Here is an 18,843-nt window from a genome sequence, read left to right as displayed (position 1 = left end):
TTTATTAATCCGGAAAATTACAAGAGAAGAATATTAACATAGAAGAATTTAAAAAAGGTTTTAACCTTATCTTGTGCTAACAATAAAAGAAATGCCTGCATGAAATTATCATTTAATAAATATTATATAGTATTCAATCTATTAGGTTGGATACTGTTGTTTTTATTCACACTAACAATAAGAAAAATTTATTTGTTTGAAGGTGAAGATATTTCTGATGCTAGATTTAAATATTTATGGGTAGAAGGTATTGCCTGTGGTTTTTTAGGCTTTGCGCTGTCTTTTATTGTGTCTGTATTTATAGATTTAAAACTTAATTTTAACGCTATTAAAAGGTTAGATGTCTTTAAGGTTTTAATTTTATTTTTATTTATTCAGATAATATATTCTTTACTTATTTGGCCATTTTTAGATTTTGTGGATTTTTTTGGAGGAAGCTTACCAGAAATAGCAGGAGGACCATTAACAATTGCAGGTAGAGTATCTAATTTTCTTTATTTTGGAACCTTATTTGTTATTTGGCTTTTTGTTTTTTTAACAATAAAAATTTATTATCAATTAAAAAAAGTACAATTAAGACAATTGCAACTAGAAGCAAACTTAAAAGAGTCCCAGCTCAATACATTAAAAGGGCAAATAAATCCACATTTTATGTTTAATAGCTTAAATAACATCCGTGGATTAATGTTAGAAGATGTAACCAAAGCAAGAGGCATGTTAACCAATCTATCTGAAACTCTTAGGTATTCCCTTACAAAGAGTGAAGTCAATTCCATTGCCTTAGAAGATGAATTAGAAATGGTAGAAAATTATGTAGAAATTTCTAAAATTCAATTTGAAAATAGATTAAAATTTGAAAGCAATATTGAAAGCGATACTTTAAATATACAAATTCCTCCAATGATTATTCAAATGTTGGTAGAAAATGCGCTTAAGCATGGAATCTCTAATTTAAAAAGTGGTGGAATTGTAAAACTATCAACGATTATTGAAAATAATCAATTACAAATAAAAGTTGCTAACTCCGGAACACTTAAAAAAAGTAATAATTCAACGCATTTAGGATTGCAAAACATTAAAAAACGTCTTGAATTATTATATGGAAAAGATGCAAGTTTTACTTTAAATGAGATAGAAAAAGAAGTAATTGCTACTATTAAAATGCCATTAATATGAATATCTTAAAAGCTGTAATTGTTGAAGATTCTCGTTTGGCTCGTAATGAGTTAAAAGAACTTTTTAAAGCACATAAAGAAATAGAATTAATTGGAGAAGCTGCTAATGTAGATGATGGTTTTACACTGATTAATAGAACGAATCCAGATTTATTGTTTTTAGATATCAATATGCCAGAGAAAGATGGTTTTGAACTTTTAGAAATGTTAGATGAGGTGCCAATTACCATATTTACTACGGCTTTTGATGAATATGCGATTAAATCTTTTGAGTATAATGCGTTCGATTATTTATTAAAACCCATCAGTCAAAAACGATTTACAAGTTCTATAACAAAAGTATTAGAGAAAGAGCATACTGAAACTGATACAAATAAAAAGAGTGGTGGATTAAGTTTAGACAAACAGATTTTTATTAAAGATGGTGACAACTGTTGGTTGGTAAAAATTAAAGATATTTCTCTTTTTGAAATTGTTGGTAATTACACCAGAGTCTTTTTTGATAATAATAAACCATTAATTTATAAGTCGCTTGCTCAAATAGAAGAGAAGCTACCCCAAGATGTGTTTTTTAGAGCCAACCGTCAGCAGATTATTAATATTAACCACGTAAATAAAGTAGTATCTTGGTTTAATGGAAAACTAAAAATTGAAATGAATTCTGGAGAAGAAATAGAAATCTCCAGAAGACAATCTTATATTTTCAAGGACCAATTAAGTTTTTAGTTCACACTGATTCTAACACCTTCACTATGGCTGCTAAACTCTGGCGCATACATGCTTTGTATAGTGCTAATACCATTACTCATATCTCCTGCGTTGTTCACTCTCAGGTCATATTCAAATACGTAAATTCCTTTTGGTAAATAGTCCATAAAGAAATTTGTAGCAGCATCTTTTGTGCTTTCGTAATAGCCTAAACCATCTTGCCATTTGTATTGAGATAACACATTTACAGGTTCAAATCCCGCGGCTCTCATATCTTTTAAATGTACAAATTCCATAGTTCTATCTGTTCTCAGTTCTATTCTTACCCTCACTAAATCACCTACTTTTAATTTTGAATCTTTTGTGATTTCGGTAATCTCTTCGCCTTTATATGTATTGGTTTTTAAGAAAAGTTTCTTGCTTAGTTTTAAAGGTGTTTCTGCTGAGGTTATTTTATCTAAGTCTTCAAAATATTGCCAGTATAAAGCGCCCCAAGCTATGCCTTCTCCTTTTTTAGTAATAGTAATATCGGCTTGTTCTGGTTTAATTTCAGAACCAGTCCAAGCAGTTTTATAATACCCAGTACCAGCTTCTACTGTTACATTATCTAATTTTTCTGGAGAAATGTTTTCATTTCCAACTTTTATAGCTACTTGGTCTGTAATACTTAACCAATCACTACCTTGTAATAGTAAGGCATATACAGCTTCAGTTGTGGCTTTGGTGGTTTTCCAACGGTTGGTTTGTTTATTTTTTAGCAACCATATTTTTAAATTATCGATGTCGTTGAGATTCTTCGTTTCGCTCTGAATTTTAATACCAACTTCAGAAAATACTTCAATCATTAACGCTTGTGTTTCAATAGGTGCTTGGTACCAATTCCAAGAATTAGTGTTGGTTTTCCAATACATGCCTAATTCGTCTGAAGTAATACTATTCTCCTTTAAAGATTTTACAATTTTACCAGCTGTTACTGTATCGTTTATTCGGTTCATCGCTAAAGCCATTAAACCTTTGGCATATAACGAACGTTTTAACCAATAGGTTTGAATCTGAGACTGGTAATAATCCATAATGTTTTGTACTTCTTTTGAAGGTGTCATTTCAGGATAAAAGCTTCGTGTGTATAAATAATGTAATTGCATTGGCGACAAATGGTCTTCACTTAAATCCGCATTTTTATTATACTTTCTGATGTCTTTATATTCTTGTACAAATGCTGTATCTAAATAATTTAAAGCATTTTGAATCATGTGAGACTCCTCGTTGTTATGCTCTGTTGTAATGACATTTAGTGCCTTAAGATGGCCAAAACCAGCAATAATATGTTGTGTAATAAAACGATTATCGCGTCCGCCATTAAACCAAGGCCATGCACCAGAATTGTGCTGATTGTTCTTTAATTTACTCTTGGCAGATTGTAACTCATTATTCATTTTGTTTAAATCGAATAATAAAGCGATACGGTTTTTCTGTTCGGTTTCAGATTGTGCATCGCGTAACCAAGGGGTTTCTTGTATGAGTAACGATTTTAATTCTTGATTCTTTTCTAAATTAGAAAGTAGAACGTCTGTTGATTTCCATTGATTAAAAACCGCTTCTATTTTTGGGTTGGATTGCACAATATGTTGCGCTAAAGCATTGGCATAATAACGAGAAAATGTTTGCTCATTACAATCGTAAGGATATTCCATTAAATATGGCAACGCTTGCACAGCGTACCAAGCCGGATTAGACGTCATCTCTAACGTTAATTTATGGTTGATTAATGTTGTAGAAGAATTAGTCTTTAACTTATCTAGAGTAAACGTTTTAGTTTCATTAGAACGAATCCACATTGGCATCGTTTCCGTCACTAACATTCGGTTGCTTAAAACAGGTAAGGCATTTTGTTCGCCATCGCTAAAATCGCCTGCTTTTGCAATAATTTTATATTGCACAGCTTGGATACCTTCTGGGATTTCTAAATTCCACGTTACTTGCGTATTGCCTTTAGCATTAACTTTAAAGCCTAAGTCATTATACGTATTTGATAATTCGCCATCAATTGATTTGCTTGTAATTGAATTGGTTAGTAATAATTGCGCAACACCAGACAATTCGTTTTCTGTAAGATTTGCAATTTTTGCACTAATAGTAATTTTATCACCTTCTCTTAAAAAACGTGGCGCATTTGGTATAACCATTAACTCTTTTTGTGTAACAGTCTCTAATCGTTTAATTGAACTTTCTAAGGTTTTAGTATGCGCTAATAATTGTAATTTCCATTGGGTTAAGGCTTCTGGTGCTATAAAGTTAAAACTAACATTACCTTCATTATCTGTTTTTAACTGCGGAAAGAAAAATGCGGTTTCGTTTAGGTTTTTTCGAACTTTAACTTTTTGCAATTCATTGAAGCTAGTGTTTGTGGTAATAATAATGACTCCATTCTTACCTTTTTCACCATAAGCAGATGTAGCTTCAGCATCCTTCAAAACTTTAATTTCTAGTATATCTGAAGGCTTTAATGTTCTGAAACTAGATTCGCTTACAATTTTTCCATCTATAACAAAAAGTGGCTCTGTATTACCATTTATTGATGTTACACCTCTTAAATTAACTATAGAATCTGAGCCTTGTGGTGCATTATTAGATAAAATATTTAATCCTTTAATTTGACCAGATAAAACCTTTGAAATACTCGCATTTGGTCCATACTCTGCTAATTCCTCTACAGCAACATCAGCTATTTCAATGGTATGAGGAGTAGCCATACGTTTCATGTTGCCATAACCTCGTCTCAAATAACGATTATTTCCAAAATAAAACCCAAACCAATTTAATTGATCGTAACCTTGGTATGGATAATTCTTGGTGGTATCAAAACTATTATAAACCCTAAAATAAGTTTTGCCAAAACTCTGTTGCGCGTTTTTATAAATTCTACCGTAATAAACAGGGTTACTAATTGGATTAAAACTCCAGCTATGTCCTTTAAATTCGTCTAAAGACGCATCATACATACTGGCTAATAATTCGGCAGTTACTTTTTCACCTTTTGGTCCTTTAATTTTAAAACTCCAGGTTTCGTCTTGTCCTGGTTGTAGTTTATCTCTAAATGTAGTGGTCTCAATTTGTAGATCAGTCTCAGGATACGGGACATTAACGTTAAAACTTTGTGTTTTAAACTCGTTATACGCCGAAAAAAATGTGTGTATGGCAAAACCACCCAAATCGCTATCTAAAACCGGAACGCTAATTGTTTGTTTAGAATTGTTAAGTTCTACTAATTGCGTCATTATTATTTTATTGTCCTTTTCAATTTCTACAGTAACGGTTATGTTTTTAGCCGCAGAACCTAGAGTTAATTTTGCAATAGAATTTGTAGTGTAACGGTCTTTATCTAGTTGTGCAGTATACAGTTGGTTGTCTGCAACGGTTTTGTCCTTTTCGCTATATAAGGTTGTAAATACTTGTGCTTTTACGTTTTGCCCAAACTTGTCTTTACTTTCTGCAACAATTAGGTACTTACCAGAGGTCCATTTGTTTATCTTTTTTAGCGGTATTGTTTTGTTTTTTTCGGTATCAAAAGATGTGCTAAAAACTTCTTTACCCTTTTCCCAATTTGTGAATTGGTTCTCGTCTTCGTAAGCTTCATGCGGAAACAAATTTTTAAATTCTGATTCCGGAATTGTTTGGTAATCTGGTGCTGCCCAAGGTCTAGTTCTTAGAACACGTTCTGGAGCATTGAGTTTATATATTTTTAATTCACCTTTTGCAGGTGCAAAGCCACCATTTAAATTTTGAGAATTCAGACTTAGTTCAAAGTCTTTAGCACTTTTATCAATTTTTTGAGGTGCAGAAATAGTTAAGGTCATGGCATGGTAACCTACATTAACAATGGTAGAAGTAGAGTGTGTTTCGCCATTAATATCTGTTATGTCTGCAGTAACTTCATAATTAAACACAGGCAGATTATCTTGCGGAACACTTTTATCGGGTAAAGCTTTAAACTTAATTTCAAATTCGCCTTTGGCATTGGTTTTAGTTTCGCCAAAAGTTATTTCTTGAGCTTCTGTATTGTAAGAAGGTCGTCTCCAATAATACCAACCAGGAAAACGAACATTACGCTTTACAGTGTAAACTACTTTTGCGTCTGTAATAGAACTGCCAGCAAATGCAACAGCAGTACCATTAACCGTAATGCTATCATTTACTTTAAATGTTTCGGTAATAGGTTGAAATTCTGGTTTAAATTTAGGTCGTTTGTATTCTTCAACTGATATGTAGGCATATGCCGATTTGTTAGAAAACATTTCAATGGTAAAGTTACCAGTTAAGCCATCATTAGGTAAAATGAATTCACCTTGTACAGAACCATATTCATTAGTTTTTAGCAGCAATTCACTAACCACTTCACCATTTACGTTTTTTAATCTAATTTTTGCGGCTTCATCTGCTGAGACTTCTGTTTTACCGTTAGAGGATTTAGTAGCTATACCTTTAAAATAAACAGTTTGTCCTGGTCTGTAAATACTACGGTCTGTAAATATAAAATTTCTGTATTGTGTGTGGTTACCAGCGTCATTGTTGTATTTTCTATTAATGTAATAGTCTCCAAAATAACCAGTATCTTCTTTAGATGTTACTTTTACTTCTACCTCTCTGTAATAATTATCGTCTTTTTTAAACTTAAATTTACCAAAGCGGTCTGTTGTAAAAGATTTGGTTTTTCTGTTGCTATTGCCATTGTTAATATAACTGACTTCTACTTTAGCATCTACTTTTGGTTGTCCATTATGTCTATCTATTATTTGGTAAATATGGTCTTCGTTTTCATTACTCTCAACTAAAACTAAATCTGTAACTTGTATATGTGCTGCAGCAAAAACCCTATCACTTTTATTGGTTTCTGCTTTTATAAGGTATAAGCCATTGGCTAAGTTTGGAAAAACAACTTCTGTACTATGCAGTTGATAATCGCCTTCGGTTTTTAACGGACGAGAAAATGTTTCAACTGCAGTTAGTTTTTTGAAAAATGCATCCTTTTCATCAGCTCTATATATACTTTCATAACGTTGTAATTGTTTTTTTGAAACTTTATAAATTTTAAAATTTAGTTGCTTTAAGTTTTTATAGTTTACTAAAAGTTTTGATGGTAAATTAATGCCTATAAATTCTTCTGCTTGAAATTGTAAATACGGTTGTTTTATCTCTTCAATTAATACGGCACATTTCTGTGTACCAATACTTTCTGGGTATTTAGATATAGCAGAATTACAAATTGAAACAGCTTCTTTTAATTTCCATTGTTGTTCTGAGTTTTCTGGACTACCATTTATGTTAGCATCAAAAAATTGGCCTTGGCTTTTGTAAGTATTAGCAATTTCATAATCGTATAAAGTGGAAAGTTCTGAGGCTTTTAACTCGGCTGACTTAGACTCTAATGTTTTTAAAAGTAAAGCATCAACATTAGCAAATGTAGCGTGCTTCTTAACAAAGTTTAGACGCTCAATATCTACATTTACAAATGCTTTTGTTGTTTTGTTGTGGCGATGAAATTTTATTAAATTCAGATAAATTATTAAAGCATTTCGTTCTAATGATAAGGTATCGTTAGAGGATAGTTCTGCATTTATAAAAATGTTACTATCTGCAATAAAATCTTCATTATCTATGCTAAATTTATCTGCAGGTTGTGTTATGCTACTTTCTGGTGTTTTATAGAAGCTTAAGGCATTATAACTTAACAAATCAAATAAGGTAGGACGATAGTCTTTAGAGTTCTCAGCTTCATTTAACAATACACCATAATTATTCAGGGATTCTTGTTGCAATAAAATTCCGTTGTCTAGAGAACGTTGGTAATAGGTATGTATTTCGTTAAAAATAGTTTCTAAATCCCATGTTCTAAAATCATCACTAACCTTCTTTGAGGTTTTGGTTCTATTGTAGAATTTATATCGATTTTGCTGAAAATATTGCCAATACATTGTGGCTAACAAATTTTCTAAAAGGTGTTTGGTGATGATATCTTTAGTTGAATTAATTTCTGTTTTAAATCTATTTACAATAGTGAGTTGTGCATCTTCTTCTAGAATTAATTGGTATTTGCTAATGTATAATAAAGCTTTAATTCTTTGTTGCGTGTCTTCAGCTTTTACAGCATTTTTATAGATGCTTTCAACCAAATCTGAAGCACTTTTTGTTAGACCTTCGTTTTCTAGTTTTGATACTTCTTTCCACTGATTTTCAAAATTATTTTGAGTATGAGAGAAAGAAGCAAAACAGATGAGCATAAATAGAGATATATAGTGTTTCATGAAAATTTTTATTTATAGCAAAATACCTTCAAAAGGTATTCCAAAAACAGCTAAAATGAGTGTAAGGTTTATTTCGGTGAGTGAAGTTAACAATTTGTTGAGGATTCCAAACGTTATTAAATTATATATTTGTCTTATATACGTTATAATTATATGCTAAGAATTTTATTTGTATTAATGCTGTCATCGGCTTGTTTTGCGCAAACTTCTATTGAAAATGCAGAATTATTTATTGCTAAGAAACAGTTTGAAAAAGCGCAAAATGAAATGATTCAGTTTTTAAAATCTAATCCAAACGATTTAAAAGCAATTGAACTTTTGGGTGATGCGTACGGTCACCAAAAGCAATGGGATAATGCTATTGAACAGTATAAAAAGTTAAAAGATAAGCATTCAGATAATGCAAATTATCAGTATAAATATGGAGGTGCTTTAGGTATGAAAGCTTTAAGTATTAGTAAAATTAAAGCCTTAGGAATTATAGGAGATGTAAAGGAAGCTTTTCTAAAGGCAGCAGAATTAGACCCAAACCATATTGAAGCACGTTGGGCATTAGTAGAATTATATGTGTCACTTCCCGGTATTGTTGGTGGCAGTTTTTCTAAAGCTTTGGTTTACGCTCAACAATTAGAAGATTTGTCTAAAGTAGATGGATATTTGGCTAAAGGTTATGTGTATGAATATGATGACGAGCCAGAATTGGCCGAGAAATATTATAGATTAGCTATTAAAGTTGGAGGGTCTGTAACTTGTTATGAGAAGTTAACCGATTTCTACCAAGGACAAAAACAACCAGAAAAAGCTATTGATAATTTAGAAGAAGCAAAAGATAAACACCAACGTAATGCCATGCATTACCAAATAGGTAAAGTTTGCGCAGATTATAATATTCAGTTAGATAAAGGCGAAGCTATGCTAAAAGTTTATATTAAAAATCATTCTGCAAAAGATGGTGTGCCAAAAGAATGGGCTTATTATCGTTTGGCGCAAATATATAAACATAGAGATAATAAAGACGAAGCATTAGTTTGGATTAATAAGGCTATTTTAGGTTTGCCTGATTTGGAGGTTTTTCAGGAATTTAAGGAAACGATATAGTTTTTATTAGTTAGTTTGGTCAGTGAATAAAATTATATTCAGCTATTTAGTTTTTCTCTGTGAATCTTTGTGTTTTTTTGTGTAATCATTTTCTAGTGAGCATACGTCGGTTAGAATGATTTTTTCTTTCAAAAATTGTACTGAGAACCTTGAGTGATATAGTCTCATTTCAAAAAACTTGTAGTATTTTTACAGTACATATTTTTGGATACAATGAACGTACATTTTATAGCAATTGGTGGTGCTGCAATGCACAATTTAGCCTTAGCACTTCACAATAAAGGGTATAATATCTCAGGTAGTGATGATGAGATTTTTAACCCTTCAAAAGCAAGATTAGAAGCTAAAGGTTTACTGCCAGAATCTTTTGGCTGGTATCCTGAAAAAATAACATCTAATTTAGATGCTATTGTTCTAGGTATGCATGCAAAAGCAGATAATCCTGAATTGCTGAAAGCGCAAGAATTAGGCTTAAAAATATACAGTTATCCAGAATTTTTATATGAACAATCCAAGCATAAAACACGAGTTGTTATAGGAGGAAGTCATGGAAAAACAACCATTACTTCCATGATTTTACACGTGTTGCATTATCATGATAAAGATGTAGATTACATGGTTGGTGCGCAGCTAGAAGGATTTGATGTTATGGTAAAACTTACCGATACTAATGATTTTATTGTGTTAGAAGGAGATGAATATTTAAGTTCGCCAATAGATAGACGACCAAAATTTCATTTATACAAACCCAATATTGCGTTGTTAAGTGGCATTGCTTGGGACCATATTAACGTGTTTCCTACTTATGAAAATTATGTAGAGCAGTTTAGCATTTTTGTAGATTCAATTGTTACAGGTGGAAGCATTAATTATAACGAAGAAGATGCTGAAGTAAAACGAGTAGTGGAAGCTTCAGAAAATCAATTACGTAAAATTGCTTACCAAACGCCTGAATATACAGTTGAAAACGGAGAAACACTTTTAGAAACACCAGAAGGCCCAATGCCAATTGAAGTGTTTGGTGCACATAATCTCAATAACTTAGCAGGAGCCAAGTGGATTTGCCAACATATGGGAGTCGATGAAGATGATTTCTACGAGGCTATTTCAACCTTTAAAGGCGCTAGTAAACGTTTAGAAAAGATTGCCGAATCTAATACAAGCGTAGCGTATAAAGATTTTGCCCATTCACCAAGTAAAGTAAAAGCGACAACAAAAGCGGTAAAAGAGCAATATGGTAATAGAACTTTAGTAGCTTGTTTAGAGTTACACACGTATAGTAGTCTTAATGCTGAATTTCTTAAAGAATACAAAGGCGCTTTAGATGCGGCAGATGTGGCTGTGGTATTTTACTCGCCACATGCTGTAGAAATTAAAAAGTTAGAGGAAGTCTCCAAAGACCAAATTGCTAATGCTTTTGAGCGCGATGACTTAATTATTTACACCAATCCAGAAGAATTTAAAGATTTTCTATTCTCTCAGAACTTTAATAATAAATCATTGTTGTTAATGAGTTCTGGTAATTATGGAGGTTTAGATTTTGATGAGGTGAAAGGTTTGATTGGTTGATTCATGTATTAAAAACTAATTTTAGAATCTTACTCATTCTCAATCTTCTCAATCATTTCTCTAAATAAATTTAGTAGATAAGTTAATTTACTAGCATCACCTGCAGCTCTAAAACGTTGGTTCTGAATTTTTACACCATACCAATCTTGTTTGCCATTTTCGTTAAGAACCCATTTTATTTCAAGATTAGCAATGGAAGTTTTTGAGATGTCTATTTCAACATCCCAACCTGGATTATCTAAGGTAGTAATTTGAATTGCATCTCCATGTTCCCAGTCTCCATCGCAATTGTTTTGAAACCAGTTTTGTATCCACTCTAATATTTCCATGATGTATTGTTTTTTGTTGCTTCCCAAATGTCAGTTCGAGTGATTCCGTTTTTCAGCAATCGTATCGAGAACATTTAATTTACCGAAGGTTCTCGATACATTTATTTATTCTTCGTTTCACTTTGATTTAATAAACACTTGAACTGATTAAAAATAATCCGTGTTTATAGGTCTTTCACAAACTCTAAAAACACTTTCTTATGAAGTTCCAAATCCATATCTGGAGATAGAGCAACTCTGGCAATATAATCTTTATCACCTTCTTTGGTTGTGCCTTGTGTTGAGGTCGCAGGTATGGTCCAATACACACCTTTTAATTGACCGTAGCTAACGCAATATTTACTTTCATCAGGAATTTTGGTAATCATTAAATCAATTAATTTATGATTTAGTGCTCTTTTATAGGTTTCCTTTTCTTCGGCTGTGTTACCTTTTGTTGGCAAGTCTAAAGAAAACACAGAAGGCGTAAAACCTTGTGAAGCTAATTCTTCTGACACAAAATTAATTTTTGCACCTGGTAAGTTTTTATGTATAAAATTTACAAATGCTCTTGTGTTGGTGTAAGCATCTGCAATTCTTTGTTTCATAGACGGCATTTGCTTTGCTAATATCTCGTATTGAAGTGCAGTGGCTTCATTATCGCAAAGGTCTAAATGCAAAGCGATGTTAGGCATTAAATCTTCAGCCTTTTTATTCGCAACACAATAACCAGCTGTACATTTTCCACCACTCGGAAATTTAGAACCACTCACATAAGATATTGTTCTTACCACAGAAAGCGTGTCGTTTTCACCTAAAAAGTGAATATTAGGACAAAATGTTTGGTCTAAAATAAAAACAGGATCAATGGCTGTTTCTCCATTTGCTGTTTTGCGTTTTTTGCTAAGAACGTTTTTAAGCGCTTCTAAATCCGGAACTTCAACACGTGGATTGGTTGGGATTTCTGCAATAATATACGGAATAGCATCTTCTAAAGCCACTGTTGTTAATACAGTATCTATACTTTTTACCATATCATTGTCGCCATCGACTTCTAAATCTACCACGTCTACATTATCCATGCAAGCAGCAACACGTCTGGCTTGGTCATTAGTACCACCATAACAATTGGTTGGTACAATAAACTTAATTGGTTTGTCTATGTGATTGTCTAATGCGGAATGAATTAATCCCATCATTATAGCATACTGAATAGATAAACCACTAGAACCAACAACAGCTTGTGTTGCCGAATTGGTAATGGTGTTTATCTCGCTTAAAACCGTTGCTTTATCGTCTACGTTAGTTTGTTTTACTTTGAAAGACGTTTGCTCCGTAAGGGCTTTTAAAGCTAATAACGTATTAGAAGGCGTCATGGCAATAGTTTCGCGACGTCTTACATGCTGAATATCTGAAATATAGTGGTCATTTTTATCTCCATTAGCAAATAAAACACTGCCTAATTGATGGTAAAGATTAATGTAGAAATCTACATTTGGATTAAGTTCAATGACATCAATTTGGTTGTGTTCTGAAATAAAAATAGTACTTCCGTCATAGGCTTCAACCTCTTCTAAACGTTCTACTTTTTTTAGTTCAAACTTATAACCATAAACTCGTTTTATAAGGTCTGCATTAAAAGATTTAGGCAAGGTATTGGTATATACAATTTGAGTGCTTTTATTGGTAAATAAATTTGCTCTTAAAATAGATAATACAGGCACTGTTTGTGATGAAAAACTGATAACATTTTCTGCCTTTAAACCATGCAAATTAGCCATTGTCCATTCTAGTACAGAAGATAATGGATGTCCTAATCTAATATAATCGTAAGCTGTTGGTAAAGCCTTAAGTGTTTCCAAATCTGAATTACCGTTGTTATACAAGGTTTCAAATGCTTCTAAAAACTCTATTTTCGCCAGGCTTTCATTGTAAATGTCTAAACGATGCGTTGTTAGATTAAGCCAATCTGTTGGCATGTTTTTTATAACGTCTTTTATATAGTTTAGTATTTTATTGTTTGTCATGATTTTCTTTTTCAAATGGGTTGCAAAGATACGTTAGTTGGTTTTTTGTAGAAAGGCTTACATGGTGTTTGTTAAAACTAGGTTTATTTAAAAGACTACAAAACTAACAACCCAAATCCACGCAAAATATCTACAGGCTTAGAATACCAAAACAACTCAAAATCTTCAAATTGGGTTTCAAAACTGGTTTTTAATTGCTTAAAAGTCTGTGGTGCATTTTGTGGTTTTATGTCTTCTAAAGTGTCTAAAAGCCAAAGGCCTTTAGCTTTCTCTACTGTAATTTGATAGCGTTCTACAGCATCATGAAAGGTAAATTCTACGTAATCAATAGTTTTTCCTTTTTTCGATTTAGAAAACTCAGATGCTAAAGGTAAACTACCTAACCAAGTGATTTTAGCACTTGGTTTTATAGTTGGTTTTGCTTCTTCTGCAAAACAATTATAGATAAAATCCGGATGAATTGTAGTTTCTGGAACATCAAAATCAAACCAATCTTGTAACGGAATTTCAAATCCAATGCCATGCATAAAATTAAAGAGTGATTTCTTTAATCCGAAACTAAATTGGCTGTGGTCTATACCTGTTGAATCTGTAAAGTCTACATCATTATTAGCAAAACTGATGGTTTTGTAGTTGGGTGTAATTCCGTAATCTTCGGGATGTAAACCAATAGGACTATGTGCGGTTAAAGCAAACTGGTGCCAAAATCCAGATTGTAAAATGCCAATTTCAAATAGCTGACGCACCATTTCTAAACTATCCACAGTTTCTTGTACAGTTTGCGTTGGGTAGCCATACATTAAATACGAATGTACCATAATATTGGCTTCCGTAAAATTACGAGTGACTTGTGCTACTTGTGCCACAGTTACACCTTTGTCTATTAGTTTTAATAAGCGGTCAGATGCCACTTCTAAACCACCAGAAACAGCAATACAGCCAGAAGCTTTTAGTAAAAGACAGAGGTCTTGTGTAAAGTTTTTTTCAAACCTAATGTTAGTCCACCATGTAACGCTGAGGTCTCGTTTTAAAATTTCGAGCGCTAAAGCTTTCATTAAAGATGGAGGGGCAGCTTCATCTACAAAATGAAATCCGGTTTCTCCTGTTTGCGCAATTAATGTTTCCATTCGGTCAACTAAAAGCGAAGCAGCAACGGGTTCATAAATTTTAATATAATCTAAGGAGACATCGCAAAAAGTACATTTTCCCCAATAACAACCGTGTGCCATGGTGAGTTTGTTCCACCTGCCATCACTCCATAAACTGTGCATTGGATTTGCAATTTCTATGACAGAAATGTATTGATCTAATAATAAATCTGAATAATCTGGTGTTCCAACTTCGGCTTGTTTGTAATCTGGTATTGTGCTGTTATTTTTGTACGTAACAATACCATCTTCGAGTAAATAAGTGCGTTTAAATTCTTGCTCTGAGATTCTTAGTTTTGGCTCTGATTGACAAACGTTTTTATAGAGTAATTCTATAGGTAATTCACCATCATCTAAGGTGATAAAGTCAAAAAACTCAAAAACTCTAATGTCTGTTACAGAGCGTAATTCGGTATTAGGAAATCCGCCACCCATGGCGATTTTAATGTCTGGATAATGGGTTTTTATAAATTGCGCACAACGGAAAGCACTGTATAAATTCCCAGGAAATGGCACTGAAAAACAAATGAGTTTTGGTTGTGTTTCTTTAATTTGAGCTTCTAATAACTCTAACGTAATTTGGTCAATATAGGTAACGTCATCCTGCAATTGTGCATAGAGTTCGTCAAAGGCATTGGCACTTTGGCCTAAGCGTTCTGCGTAACGGCTAAAACCAAAATCTGGATCTATACATTCTACAATAAAATCTGATAAATCCTCAATATATAAGGTCGCTAAATGTTTTGCTTTGTCTTGCATTCCCATAGAGCCAAAAGCAAAATCCATGTCGTCTAATTGATCAAAACGAGATGCTTGTGGTAAAAAACCACCACTACAAATTTGTCTGGCGAAGGTTTGGTTTTTACCTTGAAGAAATAAAATAATATCATCTAATGACTTTAAATAAAGGTCCTTTAATGCATAAATACGTTGACAGTTGTCTGATTGAATACGGTCGTTTTCTAAAGCAAGTTGAAACAAGTCTTTAAATGTAGATTTAGAAAAAAGTTCTAAAATCACTTCAATACCCAAATCCATTTGAAAAGCCTCTATTCCTTTTGTATTTAAAAATCCTTTAAGATACGCTGTGCCAGGATAGGGCGTGTTGAGTTGTGTAAAGGGAGGTGTTATGAGTAAGAGGTCTTTCAACTTTATAGATTATATTAGAGTTGCAAATATAGTTGTAAAATGGTTGAATTTTTTGAATTTGAATAGAAGTTAAGAGTCAGTACTAGTGATTCCTATTTAGATATTGTGTAGATAACCATTTGGTAAACTAGAGGTTCTTAATCCATGTGTTTTTTTTCGTTGCAATTCAAATGACTAAACATGGGAACAGCCGTTTATGTAAATCGAGAAAACAATTTTCACCCATTCTTCAAAATCTCGGCAACCGCTTGTTGGTAAGCTCTAGGATTATTCGCTTTTTTAATTTTCTTAAACGTTTTTTGAGGATTAGAAAACGACTGCGAAAAGTATTCCCAAAACCCTTGCATTTTCATTTTTATAGGTGTTGGGCCTGATAAAGCTTCATCATATTGATGGTAAATGGTATCATGGAATTCTCTAAAGATTTCCCATCTGTTTTCGGGATAGGTTGTGGTGTTGTTTTTAATCATGCTTGGTAAAAATGGATCTGCAATTAAACCTCTACCAATCATAAAATGGTCTATACTAGGAAAACGCGTTTGCATTTCTTTCAATTTTGCCACAGATGTAATATCACCATTGTAATATAATTTGTGTTTAGTGCTTTCTATACATTTTTGAAACGCCTCTAAATTTACACCACCTTTATAAAGTTGTTTACCAATAAGTGCATGAATGGCAATATTTTTTAATGGATACGTGTCTAAAATCGGAAAAACATCGAGTATTTCTTCTGGATTTTCATAACCCATTCTCATTTTCATGGAAACCAAAATGTCAGTTTCTTTGTGTACACGATTTAAAATATGGTTTATTTTTTCGGGCTCACAAATTAATCCAGAACCCATACCACGTTTAGTTACCATTGGGTATGGGCAGCCTAAATTCCAGTTCAATTCTTTATAACCTAATTCTTGAATATAATCTACAACAAAAAGAAACTCATCAGCGCTGTTAGTCATTATTTGCGGAATAACCTCGAGTTCTGTGTTATGCTCAAGCTTTAAATCTCGTTGATAAGAGTTTTTAATAACAAGCTTATTATTGAATCTGATATAAGGTGCATAAAAGGTGTCAATACCACCAAAGTAATGGTTAAATGCATTCCGAAACCTAAAGTCAGTAAACCCTTGTAGTGGTGATGATAGCAGTGTTATTGACATTTAGTTTAAAATTTAGAGTAACGAAAGTCGTTCAAATTAATTAAAGTGCAAAATCTTGAGATTAATTATATAATAAATCATAAAACAAAACGTTAAGATTTTAACTAACCAACACATAGCCTTATAAAACACGATTACGTTTCAACTATTAATCAATCTTATCAATTATGAAACGAATCGTTTATGTCTTATTTTTTGCTTTAATAGTATCGGCTTGTTCTTTAGATAAAGACGATAATTTACAAGCTACAAGTTCTAATTTTTACGCACTTACCGTTGGTAATCAATGGGTTTACAAAAACTATAAATATAATACTGCAACTGAAGATTATGAGGATACTGGTGTTGTAGATAGTGTGAGTATTATTGGTACTGAAACTATTAATGGTAATGTGTATTATAACTTTAAGCGCGTAACAACAGGAAATGAAGAAGGCATTACATACTGTAATCCTAATGGTGAACATTACGAATTGTTACGAGATTCTTTAGGGTATTTAATTAATGATGGCGGACTGATAAAATATGCTAATAATGATTTTACAGAAAGAACAATGAGCCAACAAAATTGGGGAACTATTTATGATCAGCTTATTGCTTTAGATAATGAGATAACTGTTGAGGCTGGTACTTTTGAAAGTACCTATACGCAACGTTACGTTATATTATCTAATGGAGAGCAAGCTAATGGTTTAGACCACTTTTATTATGCTGATGGTTTTGGTTTGATATTTGACACCACTTCTTTTGTGTCTGGTGATATCCCAATTATTAAAAGACGTCTAGATTCTTACGTTATTAAGTAACTAGTAGTTTCATTACCATTTATTGTAAATGCTTTTTGAAAAACGCTATTGTACGTTCCCAAGATAAGGTTGCAGCAGCTTTGTCATATCTTGGTGTTGTGTTATTATGGAATCCGTGATTTACCTCAGGATAAATATAAGCAGTGTGTTCAATATTGTTTTCTTTTAAGATTTTTTCAAAAGCAGGCCAACCAGCATTTACTCGTGTATCTAATTCACCATATTGGAGTAGAAGCGGTGCTTTTATTTTTACTGCGTCTTCTGCTTCTGGTTGTCTACCGTAATACGGAACTGCCGCACCTAATTCTGGTAAGCGTACAGCCATCATATTAGCAATCCAACCTCCAAAACAAAAACCAACAACACCAACGTTTCCATCGCAATTCTCATGGGTTTTTAGATAATTGTATGCTGCAATAAAGTCTTCTAGCATGTCTTGTTGATTGCGCTTTTTTTGTAGGGCTCTTCCATCGTCATCATTACCAGGATAACCACCAAGAGGAGATAAAGCATCTGGTGCTAAAGAAATAAATCCTTCTTTTGCAGTTCGTCTTCCTACATCTTCTATATACGGATTTAGGCCTCTGTTTTCATGCACAACAATAATACCAGGTAATTTTGTTTTGTTATCTTTTGGTTGAGATAATAAGCCTTTTATTTGGCCGCCACCTTTAGGTGAGTTGTAGGTAATGTATTCTGAGTCTAATGTTGGGTCGTCTGGTTGTACAAGTAATGTATTTATATAATCTGGCGACATAAAATTTAGCAAAGAGGATATGGTAATACCACCAACAGCATATAAAGATAGCTTTTCAACAAATTGCCTTCTATTGAGTTTGTTGTGCGCGTAGTCATCGTACAAATCAAAAACTTCTTGTTTAATATCTTCTTTTTTTAGGTCTTTCATAATCAAGAATTTTATATGGTTTGTATTATAGAGGATAATATACAGTTTTTTAAATTATGGTCTTCTATTTTTTTTGCTTTTAACACGATTTAAAGTAAGTGTATCTTCATTAAATTCTGTTGGTCTGTTATCATCAAAACTAATATTTAATTGTAAAGTGTCTTTGTCTAAAAAGTTAGCGATGCATCTTAAAGTTCTGTATTCACCAGACTCAAATTGTGTAACTATAAAATCTATTTCAATTGGTGATTTATGGAAATCTATAATGTAGGTCATTTGTCCTTTTTTACCTTTTAGTTCAAATTCTTTGCCACCATATATTTTGCCATCTATTTCAAAAGAGGCATATTTTTCGGTTTCAAAATTTATATAACCTATTTCGTTTTTATCTTCACCTTTCCATCTCCCCATAATATTTTCTTGCTGCGCAATAGACTTAAAAAAGACTAAGGGAATAATTAACCATACTATATACTTCATTAC

At 32.6% G+C, this 18,843-nt stretch carries 12 protein-coding genes; 5 read left to right on the top strand and 7 right to left on the bottom strand.

Annotated elements, in window-relative coordinates:
• Window positions 1-99: 99 nt before the first annotated feature.
• A complete protein-coding gene (locus GN138_RS13980; RefSeq protein ID WP_157364624.1) occupies window positions 100-1,176 on the top strand; it encodes a sensor histidine kinase in 1,077 nt (358 codons plus the stop codon).
• Window positions 1,173-1,901 (top strand): LytR/AlgR family response regulator transcription factor, encoded by a 729-nt coding sequence (locus GN138_RS13975; RefSeq protein ID WP_157364623.1) that lies wholly within the window; start codon window positions 1,173-1,175, stop codon window positions 1,899-1,901. Before GN138_RS13980 ends, GN138_RS13975 begins: the two co-directional genes overlap by 4 nt.
• Here the strand turns inward: GN138_RS13975 and GN138_RS13970 are convergent.
• Complete coding sequence (locus tag GN138_RS13970) at window positions 1,898-8,185, bottom strand: alpha-2-macroglobulin family protein (RefSeq protein WP_157364622.1); 6,288 nt, start codon at window positions 8,183-8,185, stop codon at window positions 1,898-1,900. The genes GN138_RS13975 and GN138_RS13970 overlap by 4 nt on opposite strands.
• A 153-nt stretch (window positions 8,186-8,338) precedes the next feature.
• Here GN138_RS13970 and GN138_RS13965 point away from each other — a divergent pair, with 153 nt between their 5' ends.
• Window positions 8,339-9,283 (top strand): tetratricopeptide repeat protein, encoded by a 945-nt coding sequence (locus tag GN138_RS13965; protein WP_157364621.1) that lies wholly within the window; start codon window positions 8,339-8,341, stop codon window positions 9,281-9,283.
• Window positions 9,284-9,496: 213 nt separating this feature from the next.
• Window positions 9,497-10,852, top strand: coding sequence for a UDP-N-acetylmuramate--L-alanine ligase (locus GN138_RS13960; RefSeq protein ID WP_157364620.1), 1,356 nt, complete (start codon window positions 9,497-9,499; stop codon window positions 10,850-10,852).
• Between the two features lie 29 nt (window positions 10,853-10,881).
• Here GN138_RS13960 and GN138_RS13955 read toward each other — a convergent pair whose 3' ends face one another.
• The 4 genes from GN138_RS13955 to GN138_RS13940 form a co-directional block, all read right to left on the bottom strand.
• A complete protein-coding gene (locus tag GN138_RS13955; RefSeq protein WP_157364619.1) occupies window positions 10,882-11,181 on the bottom strand; it encodes an immunity 53 family protein in 300 nt (99 codons plus the stop codon).
• Between the two features lie 164 nt (window positions 11,182-11,345).
• Entirely contained in the window at window positions 11,346-13,187 is a 1,842-nt protein-coding gene (locus GN138_RS13950) for a PLP-dependent transferase (protein WP_157364618.1), read from the bottom strand.
• A 95-nt stretch (window positions 13,188-13,282) separates the two neighbouring features.
• On the bottom strand, window positions 13,283-15,484 hold the full coding sequence (locus tag GN138_RS13945; RefSeq protein ID WP_157364617.1) for a B12-binding domain-containing radical SAM protein: 2,202 nt from the start codon (window positions 15,482-15,484) through the stop codon (window positions 13,283-13,285).
• 218 nt (window positions 15,485-15,702) lie between these two features.
• A complete protein-coding gene (locus GN138_RS13940) occupies window positions 15,703-16,647 on the bottom strand; it encodes a tRNA dihydrouridine synthase (RefSeq protein WP_157364616.1) in 945 nt (314 codons plus the stop codon).
• A 167-nt stretch (window positions 16,648-16,814) separates the two neighbouring features.
• Between GN138_RS13940 and GN138_RS13935 the strand changes: the two genes are divergently transcribed.
• Window positions 16,815-17,453 (top strand): lipoprotein, encoded by a 639-nt coding sequence (locus tag GN138_RS13935; RefSeq protein WP_157364615.1) that lies wholly within the window; start codon window positions 16,815-16,817, stop codon window positions 17,451-17,453.
• 19 nt (window positions 17,454-17,472) lie between these two features.
• On the opposite strand, the gene GN138_RS13930 is transcribed toward GN138_RS13935, so the two are convergent.
• Complete coding sequence (locus GN138_RS13930; protein WP_157364614.1) at window positions 17,473-18,360, bottom strand: dienelactone hydrolase family protein; 888 nt, start codon at window positions 18,358-18,360, stop codon at window positions 17,473-17,475.
• Between the two features lie 54 nt (window positions 18,361-18,414).
• Entirely contained in the window at window positions 18,415-18,840 is a 426-nt protein-coding gene (locus tag GN138_RS13925; RefSeq protein WP_157364613.1) for a hypothetical protein, read from the bottom strand.
• Window positions 18,841-18,843: the final 3 nt, after the last annotated feature.

The organism is Winogradskyella endarachnes (assembly GCF_009741275.1).
GTDB lineage: Bacteria > Bacteroidota > Bacteroidia > Flavobacteriales > Flavobacteriaceae > Winogradskyella > Winogradskyella endarachnes.
The sequence above is the reverse complement of the archived record's forward strand: the minus strand, read 5'-3'. Positions and strand labels throughout refer to the sequence as shown.